At 54.1% G+C, this 15,031-nt stretch carries 13 protein-coding genes and 1 other RNA gene; 4 read left to right on the top strand and 10 right to left on the bottom strand.

Translation table 11 applies throughout. From position 1 onward, the window contains the following. Window positions 1-17 precede the first annotated feature (17 nt). An RNA gene (gene rnpB / locus VSQ30_RS07940) (RNase P RNA component class A) lies at window positions 18-377 on the bottom strand. A 51-nt stretch (window positions 378-428) separates the two neighbouring features. Then, window positions 429-1,889 (bottom strand): nicotinate phosphoribosyltransferase, encoded by a 1,461-nt coding sequence (locus VSQ30_RS07935; RefSeq protein ID WP_237076131.1) that lies wholly within the window; start codon window positions 1,887-1,889, stop codon window positions 429-431. 282 nt (window positions 1,890-2,171) lie between these two features. On the opposite strand from VSQ30_RS07935, the gene VSQ30_RS07930 reads away from it, so the two are divergent. The 4 genes from VSQ30_RS07930 (at window position 2,172) to VSQ30_RS07915 (ending at window position 6,934) form a co-directional block, all read left to right on the top strand. Beyond that, window positions 2,172-2,423 (top strand): helix-turn-helix domain-containing protein, encoded by a 252-nt coding sequence (locus VSQ30_RS07930; protein ID WP_160641424.1) that lies wholly within the window; start codon window positions 2,172-2,174, stop codon window positions 2,421-2,423. 136 nt (window positions 2,424-2,559) lie between these two features. After that, the gene (locus VSQ30_RS07925; protein ID WP_334463221.1) at window positions 2,560-3,645 is read left to right on the top strand and encodes an AI-2E family transporter; all 1,086 of its coding nucleotides are present in this window, start codon (window positions 2,560-2,562) and stop codon (window positions 3,643-3,645) included. A gap of 374 nt (window positions 3,646-4,019) precedes the next feature. Beyond that, the gene (locus tag VSQ30_RS07920; protein WP_160641426.1) at window positions 4,020-4,325 is read left to right on the top strand and encodes a metal-sensing transcriptional repressor; all 306 of its coding nucleotides are present in this window, start codon (window positions 4,020-4,022) and stop codon (window positions 4,323-4,325) included. Between the two features lie 11 nt (window positions 4,326-4,336). Then, on the top strand, window positions 4,337-6,934 hold the full coding sequence (locus VSQ30_RS07915) for a heavy metal translocating P-type ATPase (RefSeq protein WP_334463220.1): 2,598 nt from the start codon (window positions 4,337-4,339) through the stop codon (window positions 6,932-6,934). A gap of 161 nt (window positions 6,935-7,095) precedes the next feature. Here the strand turns inward: VSQ30_RS07915 and gap are convergent, their stop codons facing one another. The 8 genes from gap to VSQ30_RS07875 all read right to left on the bottom strand — a co-directional run bounded on the left by gap (window position 7,096) and on the right by VSQ30_RS07875 (window position 15,022). Continuing rightward, a complete protein-coding gene (gap, locus tag VSQ30_RS07910; RefSeq protein WP_160641428.1) occupies window positions 7,096-8,109 on the bottom strand; it encodes a type I glyceraldehyde-3-phosphate dehydrogenase in 1,014 nt (337 codons plus the stop codon). Window positions 8,110-8,334: 225 nt separating this feature from the next. Then, window positions 8,335-9,183: a transporter substrate-binding domain-containing protein gene (locus VSQ30_RS07905; protein WP_237076132.1), complete on the bottom strand. Its 849-nt coding sequence runs from the start codon at window positions 9,181-9,183 to the stop codon at window positions 8,335-8,337. A gap of 73 nt (window positions 9,184-9,256) precedes the next feature. Continuing rightward, window positions 9,257-9,994: an amino acid ABC transporter ATP-binding protein gene (locus VSQ30_RS07900; protein ID WP_334463218.1), complete on the bottom strand. Its 738-nt coding sequence runs from the start codon at window positions 9,992-9,994 to the stop codon at window positions 9,257-9,259. Further along, on the bottom strand, window positions 9,982-10,701 hold the full coding sequence (locus VSQ30_RS07895; RefSeq protein WP_160641430.1) for an amino acid ABC transporter permease: 720 nt from the start codon (window positions 10,699-10,701) through the stop codon (window positions 9,982-9,984). The genes VSQ30_RS07900 and VSQ30_RS07895 overlap by 13 nt, the downstream gene beginning before the upstream one ends. Before the next feature lie 212 nt (window positions 10,702-10,913). Continuing rightward, the gene (locus VSQ30_RS07890) at window positions 10,914-11,330 is read right to left on the bottom strand and encodes a BlaI/MecI/CopY family transcriptional regulator (RefSeq protein ID WP_160641431.1); all 417 of its coding nucleotides are present in this window, start codon (window positions 11,328-11,330) and stop codon (window positions 10,914-10,916) included. A gap of 241 nt (window positions 11,331-11,571) precedes the next feature. After that, window positions 11,572-12,657, bottom strand: coding sequence for a lysylphosphatidylglycerol synthase transmembrane domain-containing protein (locus VSQ30_RS07885; protein ID WP_334463217.1), 1,086 nt, complete (start codon window positions 12,655-12,657; stop codon window positions 11,572-11,574). A 361-nt stretch (window positions 12,658-13,018) separates the two neighbouring features. Continuing rightward, window positions 13,019-14,089: a branched-chain amino acid aminotransferase gene (locus VSQ30_RS07880; RefSeq protein ID WP_334463216.1), complete on the bottom strand. Its 1,071-nt coding sequence runs from the start codon at window positions 14,087-14,089 to the stop codon at window positions 13,019-13,021. 186 nt (window positions 14,090-14,275) lie between these two features. Next, the gene (locus VSQ30_RS07875; protein WP_334463215.1) at window positions 14,276-15,022 is read right to left on the bottom strand and encodes a YebC/PmpR family DNA-binding transcriptional regulator; all 747 of its coding nucleotides are present in this window, start codon (window positions 15,020-15,022) and stop codon (window positions 14,276-14,278) included. Between the last annotated feature and the right edge of the window lie 9 nt (window positions 15,023-15,031).

Below are 15,031 nucleotides of genomic sequence, written 5' to 3'. Positions count from 1 at the left end.
GCACAGGGGCGGCCTTTCTTGTGACCAAACCTGTAAGCCGGGTTCTGTCGCGGACAGTCATCTATCTTGGCCTGCCGTTGCCAGCAGGCTCTCGCCACCTCCATAGGACGCGCGGGCCGCGCTTGCAGACTGAACTGCCGTCCTGCCACGGTGTTGCTCCGGATAGGGTTTACAGGGCCGCGCAGTCTCCTGCGCGCCGGTGAGCTTTTACCTCGCCTTTCCACCCTTACCGGGGTTTCCCCCCGGCGGTATATCTCTGTTGCACTTTCCCTGGGGTCGCCCCCGGCGGCCGTTAGCCGTTATCCTTGCCCTGTGGAGCCCGGACTTTCCTCAGACGCCCGCTTTCGCAAAGCGCCCGCAACTGTCTGGTTTGCTCACATCTAGTCTAATACGGCGCACTGCCCTTTGTCAAGGGGAGGGCGCGGCTTTTAGCAGGATTTTGCAGAAAGCAGGCGGTTCTTTTCCTCCCACAGGCTCTGGGACAAGTCTACATAGTAGGTATGGGGGTTTTCAAACCGGGTAACTTCTTCCCAAAGCGTGTCCACCTGGGCCATGCAGTATGCCTTAATGGCCTTCAAGGCCCGGGGGGTGTAGGTGCAGGCCCCGCCTTTAAAAATCTGGGTCATCAGGGATACGGCATAGAAATTCTGGACAGTTTTGCGCTTCCAGGTGTGGTTGGGGTCGAAGATGGTGTAAGGCTTTGTATCGTCAATAATCTCATCGTGGAGGGTTATCACGTCGGCAATGGCCTTGTCCGTCTCCTTGTCAAAAAGCCTCCACACGTTTTTAAAGCAGGGCGTAGTGATTTTTGCCACGTTTTCGCTGATTTTAATTTTAGGAATTACCTGCCCGTCCGGCTTTTCCACTGCCACCAGCTTATACACGCCGCCGAACACAGGCTCTGAGGAGGAGGTGATAAGCCGCTCGCCCACGCCGAAGGAGTCCACCCTGGCGCCCTGTATCAGCATGTCCCGGATGATATACTCGTCCAGGGAGTTGGAGGCGCAGATGGCACAGTCCTCAAAGCCTGCGTCATCCAGAAGCTTACGGGCCTTGCGGGAAAGATAGGTGATGTCGCCGCTGTCAATGCGTATGCCAGCGGGCCGGAATCCCTGGGGCACCAGCACTTCGTTGAATACCTTTATGGCGTTGGGCACGCCAGACTTTAACACGTTATAGGTGTCCACCAGCAGCACGCAGTTCTGGGGATATGCCTCCGCGTATGCCTTGAAGGCGTCGTATTCGCTGTCGAAAAGCTGCACCCAGCTATGGGCCATGGTGCCCAGTGCCGGCACGCCGAAAAGCTGGTCGCTGATGGTGCAGGCGGTGCCTGCGCACCCGCCGATAAAGGCGGCCCGGGCGCCGTATACCGCGCCGTCAAAGCCCTGGGCGCGGCGGGAGCCAAACTCCATCACAGCCCGGCCCTGGGCAGCCCGGACAATGCGGTTGGTCTTGGTGGCAATAAGGCTTTGGTGGTTGATGCATAAAAGCACCATGGTTTCCACAAACTGTGCTTGGATGGCCGGGCCGCGCACGGTTACAATCGGCTCGCCAGGGAAAATAGGCGTGCCCTCGGGCACAGCCCACACATCGCACTGGAATTTGAAATTGCGCAGGTATTCTAAAAATTCCTTGGAGAAAATATGCTTGCCCGCCAGGTATGCAATATCCTCCTCAGAAAAATGCAGGTTGCGCAGATAGTCCACAAGCTGCTCCACGCCTGCCATAATGGCAAAGCCGCCGTTATCAGGCACTTTGCGGAAAAACATATCAAAATAACAGATGGCATCCTCCAAGCCGTTCTGGAAATAGCCGTTTGCCATTGTCAGTTCGTAAAAGTCTGTAAGCATAGTCAGATTTCTTTCATTGCCGGTAAAATTTTTTCCCATGGCGTTTTGCCCTTCCTTTCTTTATGCAGAGCATAGAGAGCTAAAGATACAAGGTTTATAAAGCGATTTTTACCGTTTCTATTATACCAGCTTTTGGCAAAAAGTACAGTGTGTTTTGCAAAACTATTTTCTTTGCAAAAGAAAGGCGCGGTATGCGGAAACAAACTGTATAAATTCTAAAATTTTTCTGGTATAATTCTTTAAAGTAGATTGATTTCCCCGTTCCCCTTCCTTATAATATGGGTAGGATACTGAAACTTTTTGGGAAAAGAGGGTATAGCTATGAGATTGCGCAGCCAGCCCTTGGGCTCAAAAAACTTGGTAGGTGCCAGAGTAGAGTCTGCCCGTAAAAGCCAGGGCATGAAACAAAAGGAGCTTTTAGCCCAGCTACAGGTGCGCGGCGTAGATTTAAACGCCTCGGGCCTGTCCAAGCTGGAAGGACAACTGCGCTTTGTCACAGACATGGAGCTGCTGGCTTTGTCCAACATCCTAAACGTCTCTGTGGACTGGCTGCTTACCGGCAAAGAAAAGTAGCTGTGGCAAACCAGACAGAAAACTAAAAACCTCCTTCAAAGGATGCCTTCCAGGCCTTCGGGCTTGGAGGGCATTTTTGTGCTCTATGAGGGCATACTCTTTTGTATATCAGCCCATCATGAAAGGAGGCGCGGCTGTGCTTCAAAAAGGCGAACTGCGGCGGCTTTTGCCTCTGCTGGTGTTTTTTGCCCTGTATTCCCTGGGCTTTTTCCTATGGGTGAAAACCTTTTTCTATTCCCTCCCCTTCCTCCTGGGCCTGCTGGCGGCTGCGGCAGTGCAGCCAGTTATTGCTTTTCTGGAAAAGCACTGCAAATGCTCCCATGCTGCCGCCTCTGCCTGGGGGGCGGCCCTTGCCCTGCTGGCAGCGGCAGCCCTCACCGGGCTGGTGGCCTTTTTCGGCATCCGGGAGGCCATCTCCTTTTTGGTGAAGGCTTCTAGCGGCGGGTTTCCAGAGTTTTCCCCGGCAGTGAAAGCTTTTTTCCAGCGGGTGAACAGTTTTTTTGCAGAGCTTGACATGGAATTCTTCCAGCGCAACCAGGAAGAATTGATGGAGTTTTTAAAAAGCAGCATGGATCTGGTGCTCTCTTTCCTCCGGGCGCTGCTGGGGGTGGTCACCTCCCTGCCCACCCTGCTGGCACTGGTGCTGACGGCGGGGTTTTCCACCTTCTGCTTTTCCCGGGATATGGGGCGGCTGCGAGGCTGGGTGCGGCGGATCCTCAGCGACAGCACCGCAGAGCAGGTGAAAGGCGGGCTAGAAAGCTCTGCGGGGACAGGGCGGAAATACTTTCTCTCCTATCTCTTTCTATACTTCATCACATTCTGCGAAACCTGCGTAATCCTGTCCCTTCTGCATATCCCCTATCCCCTCACTACCAGCCTTATCACCGCCGCCGCAGACCTTCTGCCTGTGCTGGGGCCGGGCATTGTGTTTACCCCCCTTGCCGTGTATCAGGTGCTTATTGGGGAATACTGGAAGGCTTTGGGGCTGTTCATCGGGTGGGTTACCATCACCTGCATCCGGCAGGTAATGGAGCCAAAGCTGGTGGCGTCCACCACAAAAATCCATCCCCTTGCCATGCTGGCGGCAGTGTATTTTTCCCTGGTCAGCGGCAGCTTCTGGATGCTGCTCTATGTGATGGGCCTGTGTATGCTGTACGCCTTCCTGAAGGAATCCGGCATCCTGCCTCCATTGCTGCCAAAGGAGGAATCGGAAGCCTCCTGACAAACGCATCATAAAAAGGGAGGGGCCGCCCCCTCCCTTTCCTTTGCTGGTAAAAGGATTATGCCGCCTTTTGCATGGTTTCCTAGAGTTTGTCTTAAAACTCCAAAAAACCGTCTTTTTGTCCAGTGACAAACGGTTTCTGTGTTAAAAATCCTCGAAATACGAAAGTATTTCTTGCGGTTTTTGCCTTGAAACCGCCTGCCCTGAACAAAAATACTGGCATTTCTCTGGTTTTAAAACAGACTCTAGGACTTCTGCAATTTTTTTTGAAAACCCCTTGCAAAATACCCCTAAGGGGTATATAATAGAAATTGCCAAATACCCCCACAGGGTATTTTGACACGCACCAAGCTTATGAGAGGGAAGGGATATCTATGGGAGAAGCGGAAAAAAACTGCTGCCGCTATAAGTCCTCCCCCCGCAGCCCGGAAACCCTCCGGCAACTGCAAAACCGCCTGAGCCGCATAGCAGGGCAGTTAGGGGGCATCAGCAAAATGCTGGAGGAAAACCGCTATTGCGGCGACATCCTCACCCAGGTGGCGGCTGTGGAGAGCGCCCTGCAGAGCTTTGGCTACACAGTTTTGCAGGAACACATGGAAACCTGCGTGGCAGAAGGGGTTCGGGCCGGGGATATGGAAATCCTGGAGGAGGCCCTGGGCCTGATTAAAAAACTGAAATGAGGGGGTAACATATGACAACAGAGAAATTCCGCGTAACCGGCATGACCTGCGCCGCCTGCCAGGCCAATGTCACCCGCCGGGTGCAGAAGCTGTCCGGCGTGCAGGAGGTGGATGTGAGCCTGCTGAAAAACCAGATGCAGGTCACCTTTGACGAAAGCGCAGTGGCAGAAGGGGATATCTGCGCCGCTGTGACAGAGATAGGCTATGGGGCGGAACCGGCGGAGGCCCCTGCCCCAGGCGGGGACGGAAGCGGCCGGGATTTCCAGAGCCAGTGGAAAAAACGCCAGCAGGACGCAGAGGAGGAACAGGCTGCCATGAAAAAGCGGCTTACCCTCTCGGTCATCCTGCTCGTGCCCCTCATGTACGTGGCTATGGGGGCCATGATGGGCCTGCCTGTGCCCTCATTCCTCATTGGCATGGAAAACGCCCTTGTTTCCGCCATGACCCAACTGCTCATCACCCTGCCCATTCTGGTGCTTAACCGGAAGTTTTACACCGGCGGCCTGCGTTCCCTGTGGAAGCGCAGCCCCAACATGGACTCCCTGGTGGCGGTAGGCTCTGGCGCGTCACTGCTGTATGGCATTTTCGCCCTGTACCGCATGGCCTGGGGCTTTGGGCATGGCGATATGGCCCTTGTCCACCAATATGCCCACGACCTGTATTTTGAGTCCAGCGCCATGATTGTCACTCTGGTAACAGTGGGCAAATATCTGGAAAGCCGCTCCAAAGCCAAAACCAGCGGCGCCTTAGACAAGCTGGTGGATTTAGCCCCTAAAACCGCCACAGTGCTGCGGGAAGGCGCAGAAACCGTTATACCTGCCCAGCAGGTGCAGGCAGGGGATATTGTGGTAATACGCCCCGGGGAGAGCCTGCCTGTAGACGGCGTGGTGACAGAAGGCCACGGGTATGTGGATCAGTCGGCTATTACCGGGGAAAGCCTGCCTGTAGAGCGCGGCCCCGGGGATCCGGTGCTGTCCGCCACCATAAACAAAAACGGTTCTTTTCACTTTCGCGCTTCCAAGGTGGGCGATGACACCACTCTGGCCCAAATCATCCGTCTGGTGGACGAGGCGGGCAGTACCAAAGCGCCTATTGCCCGGCTGGCGGATAAAATCAGCGGGGTGTTCGTGCCCATCGTCATGGTCATTGCCCTGGTGACTGCCATTGTGTGGCTCATAGCTGGGCAGACCTTTGAGTTCTCCCTTTCCTGCGCCATTGCCGTTCTGGTAATTTCCTGTCCCTGCGCCTTAGGGCTTGCCACGCCGGTTGCCATTATGGTGGGCACAGGCAAGGCGGCAGAATACGGCATCCTGGTAAAGTCGGCGGAAAGCCTGGAGAACCTGCACCGGGTGGATACCATTGTGCTGGATAAAACCGGCACCCTCACCAGCGGCAAGCCTGCCGTCACGGATGTGCAGGTGCTGGACGACACCCTCTCCCCCGCCAGTTTCCTAGCTCTTGCCGCCGCCCTGGAAACAGGCAGCGAGCACCCCTTAGCCCAGGCTGTTACCGAATATGCCAAATCCCAAGGCATCACCCCCTACAAGGCGGAAGATTTTTCCGCCACTGCCGGACGGGGCGTGCAGGCTGAAATCCAAGGGGAACTGTGCCTGGCAGGCAATCTGGCCTTTCTCCGGGAGCAGGGCATTGAGGCAGACAGCGCTGCGGCCCAGGGAGAAGCCCTTGCCAGGCAGGGCAAAACACCCCTGTTCTTTGTGAAAGCCGGGAAGCTTGCCGGCGTTATCGCTGTGGCAGATTCCCTGCGGGAGTCCAGCCTGCGGGCAGTAGAGCGGTTCCACAAAATGGGCTTGCGGGTGGTTATGCTCACTGGGGACAACAAGGCCACCGCCCAGGCTATCCGCCAGCAGGCAGGCATTGAGGAGGCAGTTTCCGATGTGCTGCCTGCGGAAAAAGAGGCGGTTATCCGCCGCCTGCAGGGAGAAAACCGCCGGGTAGCCATGGTGGGTGACGGCATAAATGACGCCCCCGCCCTCACCCGGGCAGACATCGGCATTGCCATCGGGGCAGGGACGGATATTGCTATCGACTCTGCCGACGTGGTGCTGATGAAGAACTCCCTGGAGGACGTATGCACTGCCATTGAACTGAGCAAGTCCGTTATCCGCAATATCCGCATGAACCTGTTCTGGGCCTTTTTCTATAACGTCCTGGGTATCCCTGTGGCGGCAGGGTTGCTGTGGCCCCTGTTTGCCATCAAACTAAGCCCTATGCTGGGTTCCGCTGCCATGAGCCTAAGCTCTGTGTGTGTGGTGGCAAACGCCCTGCGCCTGCGGTTCTTTAAAGACAAGGCGCGCACCCTGGAGATACCCCCCAAAACAGCAAGCCCTATGGAAACACCCATTCTTAATACAACTATGGAAGGAGCAAATACCATGAAAAAAATTTTAACTGTTGAAGGCATGATGTGCGCCCACTGCCAGTCCCATGTGCAGAAAGCCCTGGAGGGCGTTGTCGGCGTTACTGCTGTCAACGTAGATCTGGAGGCCAAAAAAGCCACTGTGGAGATGGCAGAGAATGTGGCAGATGAGCTGCTCACAGCCGCTGTTAAGGACGCAGGCTATGAACCTGTGGACTGCAAGGCAGTGTAAGAAAACGCAAAACGCAGAGCGGCCTGGAAAAGCTTCCAGGCCGCTCTGCGTTATATGAACAACCACCGGCTAAGCCGATGGTTGCTCATATAAAGAACCCCCCTGCGGAGCTTGTCCGCAGGGGGGTTCTTATTCCTACCAAAAAGGGCTTACGCCAGCTTTTAGATAGAAGCGAAGTACTTAATGGTGCGCACCATCTGGCTGGTGTAGCTGTTCTCGTTGTCATACCAGGATACAACCTGCACCTGATACAGCCCGTCGCCGATTTCGGTAACCATGGTCTGGGTGGCGTCGAACAGGGAGCCATAGGTGATGCCGATGATATCGGAAGATACCAGAGGCTCTTCGGTGTAGCCGAAGGAATCGGAAGCGGCTGCCTTCATGGCGGCATTGATGCCGTCAACAGTCACGTTCTCGCCCTTGACAACGGCAACCAGCAGAGTGGTGGAGCCGGTGGGTACGGGCACGCGCTGGGCAGAGCCGATGAGCTTGCCGTTGAGTTCGGGGATAACCAGGCCGATAGCCTTGGCAGCGCCGGTGGAGTTGGGAACAATGTTCACAGCAGCGGCGCGGGCGCGGCGGAGATCGCCCTTGCGGTGGGGACCGTCCAGAACCATCTGGTCGCCAGTGAAGGCATGTACAGTGGTCATGATGCCGCTCTGGATGGGAGCATACTTGTTCAGGGTGTCGGCCATAGGGGCCAGGCAGTTGGTGGTGCAGGAAGCTGCGGAGATGATCTTGTCCTCAGCAGTCAGGGTGTTCTCGTTCACGCTGTACACGATGGTCTTGAGGTCGCTGCCAGCAGGAGCGGAGATAACAACCTTCTTGGCGCCAGCGTCGATGTGAGCCTGGGACTTTGCCAGGGAGCAATAGAAGCCGGTGCACTCCAGAACAACGTCAACGCCGATCTGGCCCCAAGGCAGATCCTTGGCATCCTTTTCAGCATAGATCTTGATGGTCTTGCCGTCTACAGTGATGGAGTCCTCGCCGGCCTCCACCTTGTCGGCCAGAGCATAGCGGCCCTGGGCAGAGTCATACTTCAGCAGATGAGCCAGCATTTTGGGGCTGGTCAGATCGTTGATAGCTACGACCTCATACCCTTCGGCGCCGAACATCTGGCGGAAAGCCAGACGGCCGATGCGGCCAAAACCATTGATTGCAACTTTAACAGACATTGGTAAAACCTCCTGAAATTGGTATAGGGTTTTGTATACCATTATTTTAATGCATTTTACACAAGAATACAAGAGCCAAACCAAAAAATCCCCGGAAAATTTTTGTGATTTTTTTCTCAAAGTCCTACAAAAATCCGGGGCCGCAGCATTTTTCATGCTGAAGCCCCGGGAAGCGGTTCCATATCAGGGTTATCCGGGCAGGAAGCCTCTGTTAAAGCCCCGTCCTTACTCTGCCTGTGAGATATCAACCCCGAAATATTTTTCAGAGAGTTCTGTGAGGGTGCCGTCCTCTTTCAGCTCTGCCAAGGCTTTGTCCACAGCCTCCCGCAGGGTGCGGGTTTCCTCGCCTTTGCGCATGGGAATGGCAACCTGTACTGCCTCGTCGCTTAAAACGGCAATTTTAATGTCTGCGTCCGGATGGTTCTTCATGTAATCATAATACGCCACTTCGTCATTGAGGGTTGCGTCGATGCGCCCGGAAAACAGCAGTTCAAAGGTCTGGTTCAGATCGTCCACGCCAGTAACCTCCGCCCCATGGGCTTCGGCAATCTTGGCATAGGTGCTGTTCAGGGTATTGGCGGTGTGCTTGCCCTCCAGATCCTCCATGGACTTGATGTCCTCGTTTTCGTTCTTCACAATGACGGCGGTACGGTTGGCGGCATAGGGGATGCTGAAATCATACTTCTCTTTGCGCTCCTCGTCCACGCTGACGCCATTTACCATGAGATCATAGCGGCCGGAGTCCAGGCCAGCCAGCAGGCCGTCCCATTCGCCTTCGATGAAGTTTACCTTCACCCCCAGCTTTTCCCCGATTTTCTGGGAAACCTCTACGTCATAGCCCACCAGGTTGTCGTCCTCGTCATGGAAAGTCCAAGGCGCCCAAGTGCCCTCCATGGCTACGGTTATTTCGCCCTTTCCCTGGATTTGTGCCAGCAGATCCCCTTCTGTCCCGCCGGAGGCGGCAGAGCCTGCAGGCTCTGAGTTTGCGGAGCCTCCCTCTCCGCCGCAGGCCGCCAGGGCCAGTGTCAGACACAGGGCCAGCAGCAGTGCCAAAAGCTTCTTCATTTTCATCATGGTTTCTCCTTTCTGAAATCACAAATGGTAAATATACTATATCTCTATGGATAGCAATTTAAAACGCGGCCTGTTACTCCTGCCCCACCAGCCGCAGAAATTCCTGGGTGCGCTGGGAGCGGGGGCTTTGGAAAAACTCCTTGGAGGGAGCCGATTCCACCACCAGGCCGTCCTCCATAAATACCACCTGGCTGGATACATTCCTGGCAAAGCCCATTTCATGGGTGACCACCAGCATGGTCATGCCCTCCTCTGCAAGCTGCCGCATGACAGCAAGGACTTCCCCTGTAAGCTCTGGATCCAGGGCAGAGGTAGGCTCGTCAAAGTAGATGATTTCCGGCTGTGCTGCCAGCGCCCGGGCAATGGCTACGCGCTGCTGCTGCCCGCCGGAAAGCTGGCTGGGGTAGTAATCCATCCGGTCGGAAAGGCCCACCTTTTCAAGGGCTTGCTCTGCCGTCTGCCTGGCCTGATCCTTTGGCATCTTCCGGGCAATGACCAAGCCTTCCGTCACATTCTGCAGGGCAGTCTTATTCAAAAACAAATTATAATTTTGGAACACAAAGGCAGTTTTCCGGCGGATGGCGGCGATTTCCTTCTTCGTAACCTTATGTAAATCATAGGCCTGCCCATCAAACACCAGTTGGCCTGCCTGGGCGCGCTCCAGGAAATTCATGCACCGCAGCAGGGTGGTTTTGCCGGAGCCGCTGGGGCCTAAAATGGCTACCACATCCCCCTGCCCCACCTTGATGTCTACACCTTTGAGCACTTCTGTGCCCCCAAAGGACTTCTTGATGCCCTTTACTTCCACCATTTCGCCTGGGGCCTCCTTTTCGGCAGGATTATCATGGACTCTTTCGCCGTGTATACGCTGAGCCTCTTCTCCCCCAGCTTTTGCAGCTTTGTCAGCACCGTGGAGAACAGCAGGTAAATTATGCCTGCCTCCATATACAGGGCCAAAGGCTCGTAAGTGCGGGCAATAATGCGCTGGGTGGACATGAGCATTTCCGTTACCGTGATGGTAGACGCCAGGGATGTGTCCTTCATCATGGCAATAAGGGAATTCGCCAGGGATGGGAACGCTGTGCGCATAGCCTGGGGCAGCACAATACGCCGCATGGTCTGCAAATAGGACATGCCCACGCAATAGCCCGCCTCCAACTGCCCGGCAGGCACAGCCTCCAAGGCGGCCCGGACGATTTCCGCGCAATAGGCGCCCTCGTTTAAAGAGAACACCAGCACTGCCGCCGGAAAGGGATCGATAATCACGCCCAAACCCGGCAGTCCATAAAACACCAGATAGAGCTGCAAAAGCAGGGGCGTACCCCGGAACACCCAAATGTGAAACCTGGAAAGCTGCTTCAGCACCGGCACGCCCGCAAACTGCGCCAGCGCCATAAAAACGGCCAGCACCATGGCAAAGAAAAAGGCGATTGCTGTCAGGGGCAGGGTCATGGTCAGGCCCGGCACCAGGATTTTTGTGAAAGAATCTGACAGTATCTCCCACAGCCGCTCTGTCATACCTCGTTTCTCCCTTCTTTGTAACCTCCGCCCTTGGCGGCTGGGATAAAGTATACCATATTACTCCACTTTATGCAAATACCTTTTTCCTATAATAAACCATACTTCAGCAAAAGAAATATGCCTATAGGGCATAGAATCTCGCATAAGAAAGCCGCCCCCTGCAAAGGAACGGCTTTTGTAAAGATCTTGATTTGAGGCTGAAACAAAAATCAGTAGGCCGCTGTCACCTGCTCGGCCTGCTCCTCAATTTTATGGAGCACCATGGAAGCGTCATCTACCTTGGCATATTGCAGCAGGGAGCACACAATATCTGGAATATCCATAGGGGCAAAATTGCCGGACTGGACTATCTGCAAGGCAAAATGCTGATTGCGGGTGAGGGTGGGCGCGTAGCTGCGGGCGTGCTTCCGGCCCCGGCCTGTACCATTCGTTACTTTTATGTATCCCTTCTCCAGCAGTTCGTTTACCAGAAGATGAAAGGAACTGACAGCAAACAAAGGCTCTCCCCGCTCGTTTACAGCGGCAGAGATGATCTCTGGCCTGCATAGCGGATGATCTGCCTGCCAAAGGATCTCCATAAGGATTAATTCAGAGTTTGTAAGCTGATGCGCCTTTTTTCTTTTCATAAGGGGGACAACTCCTTTGCAGCGAATAGAGAATTGCCCGGCCTGCCAGCGCCGGGCTGCCAAATCCTTCTTAAACAGGTGGGCTACATCATTCTCCTTAGTTCCTTCCAAAAGGGATACACTTTTCCCTTTGGCATTGTCTTTGATATATTTTATAATATATTTTCGGAATTGTCAATGCGTTCCCCTAAAAAAACAGGTAAAAATTTTTAAAAGCAAACAGTTAATAAATACAGAAATTCTATCTTTTTTCGCTCATACTTTCCTGTACTCCAGCCCTGAGCTGCCGCCGGCGGTACAGGAACTGATCGGCTACAACCAGCAGTGCGCCGGCAATCACAACCAGGTAATAAGTGAAAAATCTCCACACCATTACAGCGGCATACAGATCGTTATGGATGAAATAGCCCCGGAAGTAGGACGAAAACCCGATTTCCTGGGCGCCGGAGGCACCTGGCATGGGCATGAAAGACACAGAAACCTGCAAAAGGCTTTGCACTGCCACAATCTCCCAATAGCTTGCGTCCTGGTATCCAAAAGCCCGGAAGATGAAAAAAATCACGCTCATTTGCAGGAAAAACTGCGGAACGGACAGCACAATCCCCCACAGGACGCTGGCTTTTTTCTCCTTGAAATTGTCGGTAAAGCTGCCAAAATCGGCCTCGAATTTGTCAATTGTTTCCATCAGGTGGAAGCGTTCCCGCAGAAAGCGGAACCGGGAAGCCAGCCACTTGGCAAAACGGCAGATTACATGAAAGACAGGCTTGATAAACAGGGAGGCGAAAAACAGAATGGAACCGCCATTTATTACAAGCCCCAAGACGATCAGCGGGAGGATGCCTGGGTTTTCCGCCTGAATCTTTCCGTACATCATGGCGTAAAACACAATTGAACACAACACAAAGGCGCACTGATAGCAGAAGAATTTCATCAGCAGCACAGCAGTGGAAAGGCCCACAGGTATGTTGTCCCGGCGCAGGTATGCTGCCTGCATGGGCTGCCCCCCTGTGGAGCTGGGGGTGATATAGGAATAATAAATGCCGATAAGGCCGATTTTTATGCCGCTGCCCCAACCCATAGGAATATGCTGGCTGCGCATAAGCAGGCGGATTATGCCCCCCTCAAAACCAAAAAAAATAACGGTGATGACAATCGCCAAACTGAGCCATCCCGGCGTAAGCCCAGCCATGGTGGCAAACACGTTGCCAAATTCCCGATTGAACACGCCAAACAGCACCACTGCCACAATAGTCGCGGCAATATAAAGCAGGCTCCAAGGAATACGCTTTTTCTTTTTCATGGGAGCCACCCCCTCTTTTCCTTTCATAGCCACTCTCCTCTTAGAATCTGTTTCTATGGAGAATTATAGCACAGCCCATTTTCCCTGTAAACCTTGCTAAGAAAAACGTAAGAAACAGCGTTGCGGCACAGGCTGTTCCAAGGCTGGGCTTTGAAATGCGCAGGTAATATTGCCGTGAAAAAAGCAGGAGGGACTGGGCTTTTGACCCAGTCCCTCCATACTCACTCTAAATTTACAATTACCCAATTGTTGTCCGCGTGTCATGGAATCCATGGCAAAAAAGCCGAAAAGCTTCTCGCACACGAGCTTCTTTTGTGAAAAGATTATAACACTTTTTTGTATGGTTTGTCAAGCGTTTACAACCGGAAATCTATGGATAGTATATTCCTTATTTTACCTCAACTACCCAGCCGAAGGGATCCTCTGCCTTCCCTGTCTGGATGCCAGTGACAGTGTCATAAAGCTTCTGGCTTACAGGGCCAATGCCCCCGCTGGAAATTTCCATCACCTCGTCCCCAAAGCGCAAGGCCCCAACTGGGGAGATGACAGCCGCGGTACCGCTGCCCCAGCACTCTTCCAGGGAGCCGTCCCTGGCGGCGGCCACCAGTTCCTCTACAGAAACGCGGCGTTCCTCCACCTCCATGCCCCAGTGCCTGCACAGATCCAGGCAGGAGGCCCGGGTGACGCCGGGCAGGATACTGCCGTTTAGCATGGGGGTGACCACCTTGCCGTTTATCTTGAAGAAGATATTCATGGCCCCCACCTCTTCAATATATTTGCGCTCCACGCCGTCCAGCCACAGCACCTGGGAGTAACCTTCCTCGTGGGCCTTCATCTGGGCTTTCAGGCTTGCCACATAGTTTCCGCCTGTTTTGGCCTCGCCAATGCCGCCCCGCACAGCCCGCACATAGTCATCTTCGATCCAGATTTTCACTGGATCCAGGCCGCTTTCATAGTATGCGCCGGAGGGGGACAGAATGATCATAAAGAGATATGTATCAGAAGGGCGCACGCCCAGGAAGGGATCTGTGGCGATGATAAAGGGCCGGATGTACAGGGAGGTGCCAGGAGCTGTGGGAATCCAGTCCTTTTCAATGCTTACCAGGGTTTTGAGGGCATTCATAAAATCATCCTCCGGCACTTCCGGGATACAGATGCGCCGGTTGGAATTGTTGGCCCGGGCAATGTTCCGGTCAGGGCGGAACAGCAGGGTGCGGCCGTCCTCCGCCCGGTAAGCCTTCATCCCCTCAAACATCTCCTGGCCATAATGGAACACCATGGCGGAAGGATCCAGCTCCAGGCTGTGATACGGCTCTATGCGGGGATCGTGCCAGCCCTTTTCCTTATTATAGGGCATAATGTACATGTGATCGGTGAATATCTTACCGAAGCCCAGCTTAGACTGGTCTGCGGGCTTTGCCTTTGGGTTTTTTGTCAGTTCAATCTTGATTTCCTGCATAATCAACACCACTTTCTTTGCCTGTCCATTTGGCTTTTGCCGCCTGCCGCAGGCTGATTTTTCCTATTTCCCTATTATAGCCCTTGGGAGGCAAAAATGCAAGTCAAACCAAATAATCCTGCAAAAATTCTCCCGCAAGCTTACTATAAAAGCGCCGGGAGGCTGTCCCGGCGCTTTTTGCCTGTCTCACTCGTCGTCCTCATCCTCCGGGGCATCCCAGTTGTGCCAGACGTTCTGCACGTCGTCGTTGTCCTCCAGCAGATCCAGCATCTTCTGCATTTTGACAACTACCTCCGGATCCGCAATGGCGGTGTAAGTATCGGGCACCATTTCCATCTCGGCGGAGACAAATGCATAGCCTTTCTTTTCCAGGTCTTCCCGCACGCCGCTGAAATCGGCAGGCTCGGTGGAAATCTCAAACACATCCTCATCGGCGGCAAAATCAGAAGCGCCAGCCTCCAGTGCGTCTGTCATAACGGTATCCTCGTCCAGGCCCTCCCGCTCAATCACGATAACGCCTTTCTTGTTGAACATAAAGGACACGCAGCCGGTGGTGCCCAGGTTCCCGCCATATTTGTCAAAGGCATGGCGCACATCGGCAGCAGTGCGGTTCCGGTTATCGGTGAGGGCCTCTACAATGACAGCCACGCCGCAGGGGCCATAGCCCTCATAGGTTACATCTTCATAGTTGTCGGCATTACCGTCTCCGGCGGCCTTTTTGATAATGCGCTCAATATTGTCATTGGGGACGTTTGCGGCCTTTGCCTTGGCGATACAGTCCCGCAGGCGGGAGTTTGCGGCCGGATCCGCGCTGCCCCCTTCCTTTACGGCAACAGTCAGCTCGCGCCCAATCTTCGTAAAGATTTTAGCCTTTGCCCCGTCGGCCTTTTCCTTCTTCCGTTTAATGTTGTTCCATTTTGAATGTCCAGACATGCTGTACCC

The sequence above is a fragment of the Acutalibacter sp. JLR.KK004 genome, assembly GCF_036941085.1.
Classification (GTDB): Bacteria; Bacillota; Clostridia; order Oscillospirales; family Acutalibacteraceae; genus Acutalibacter.
This window is presented reverse-complemented; position numbering and strand designations above follow the sequence as displayed.

Bases quoted from the DNA above. Each gene is read 5' to 3' on its own strand.
- gap (WP_160641428.1), bottom strand. From the start codon at position 8,109: ATGTCTGTTAAAGTTGCAATCAATGGTTTTGGCCGCATCGGCCGTCTG.
- VSQ30_RS07920 (WP_160641426.1), top strand. From the start codon at position 4,020: ATGGGAGAAGCGGAAAAAAACTGCTGCCGCTATAAGTCCTCCCCCCGC.
- VSQ30_RS07905 (WP_237076132.1), bottom strand. From the start codon at position 9,183: ATGATGAAAATGAAGAAGCTTTTGGCACTGCTGCTGGCCCTGTGTCTG.
- VSQ30_RS07895 (WP_160641430.1), bottom strand. From the start codon at position 10,701: ATGACAGAGCGGCTGTGGGAGATACTGTCAGATTCTTTCACAAAAATC.
- VSQ30_RS07885 (WP_334463217.1), bottom strand. From the start codon at position 12,657: ATGAAAGGAAAAGAGGGGGTGGCTCCCATGAAAAAGAAAAAGCGTATT.
- VSQ30_RS07930 (WP_160641424.1), top strand. From the start codon at position 2,172: ATGAGATTGCGCAGCCAGCCCTTGGGCTCAAAAAACTTGGTAGGTGCC.
- VSQ30_RS07890 (WP_160641431.1), bottom strand. From the start codon at position 11,330: ATGAAAAGAAAAAAGGCGCATCAGCTTACAAACTCTGAATTAATCCTT.
- VSQ30_RS07915 (WP_334463220.1), top strand. From the start codon at position 4,337: ATGACAACAGAGAAATTCCGCGTAACCGGCATGACCTGCGCCGCCTGC.
- VSQ30_RS07935 (WP_237076131.1), bottom strand. From the start codon at position 1,889: ATGGGAAAAAATTTTACCGGCAATGAAAGAAATCTGACTATGCTTACA.
- VSQ30_RS07900 (WP_334463218.1), bottom strand. From the start codon at position 9,994: ATGGTGGAAGTAAAGGGCATCAAGAAGTCCTTTGGGGGCACAGAAGTG.
- VSQ30_RS07875 (WP_334463215.1), bottom strand. From the start codon at position 15,022: ATGTCTGGACATTCAAAATGGAACAACATTAAACGGAAGAAGGAAAAG.
- VSQ30_RS07880 (WP_334463216.1), bottom strand. From the start codon at position 14,089: ATGCAGGAAATCAAGATTGAACTGACAAAAAACCCAAAGGCAAAGCCC.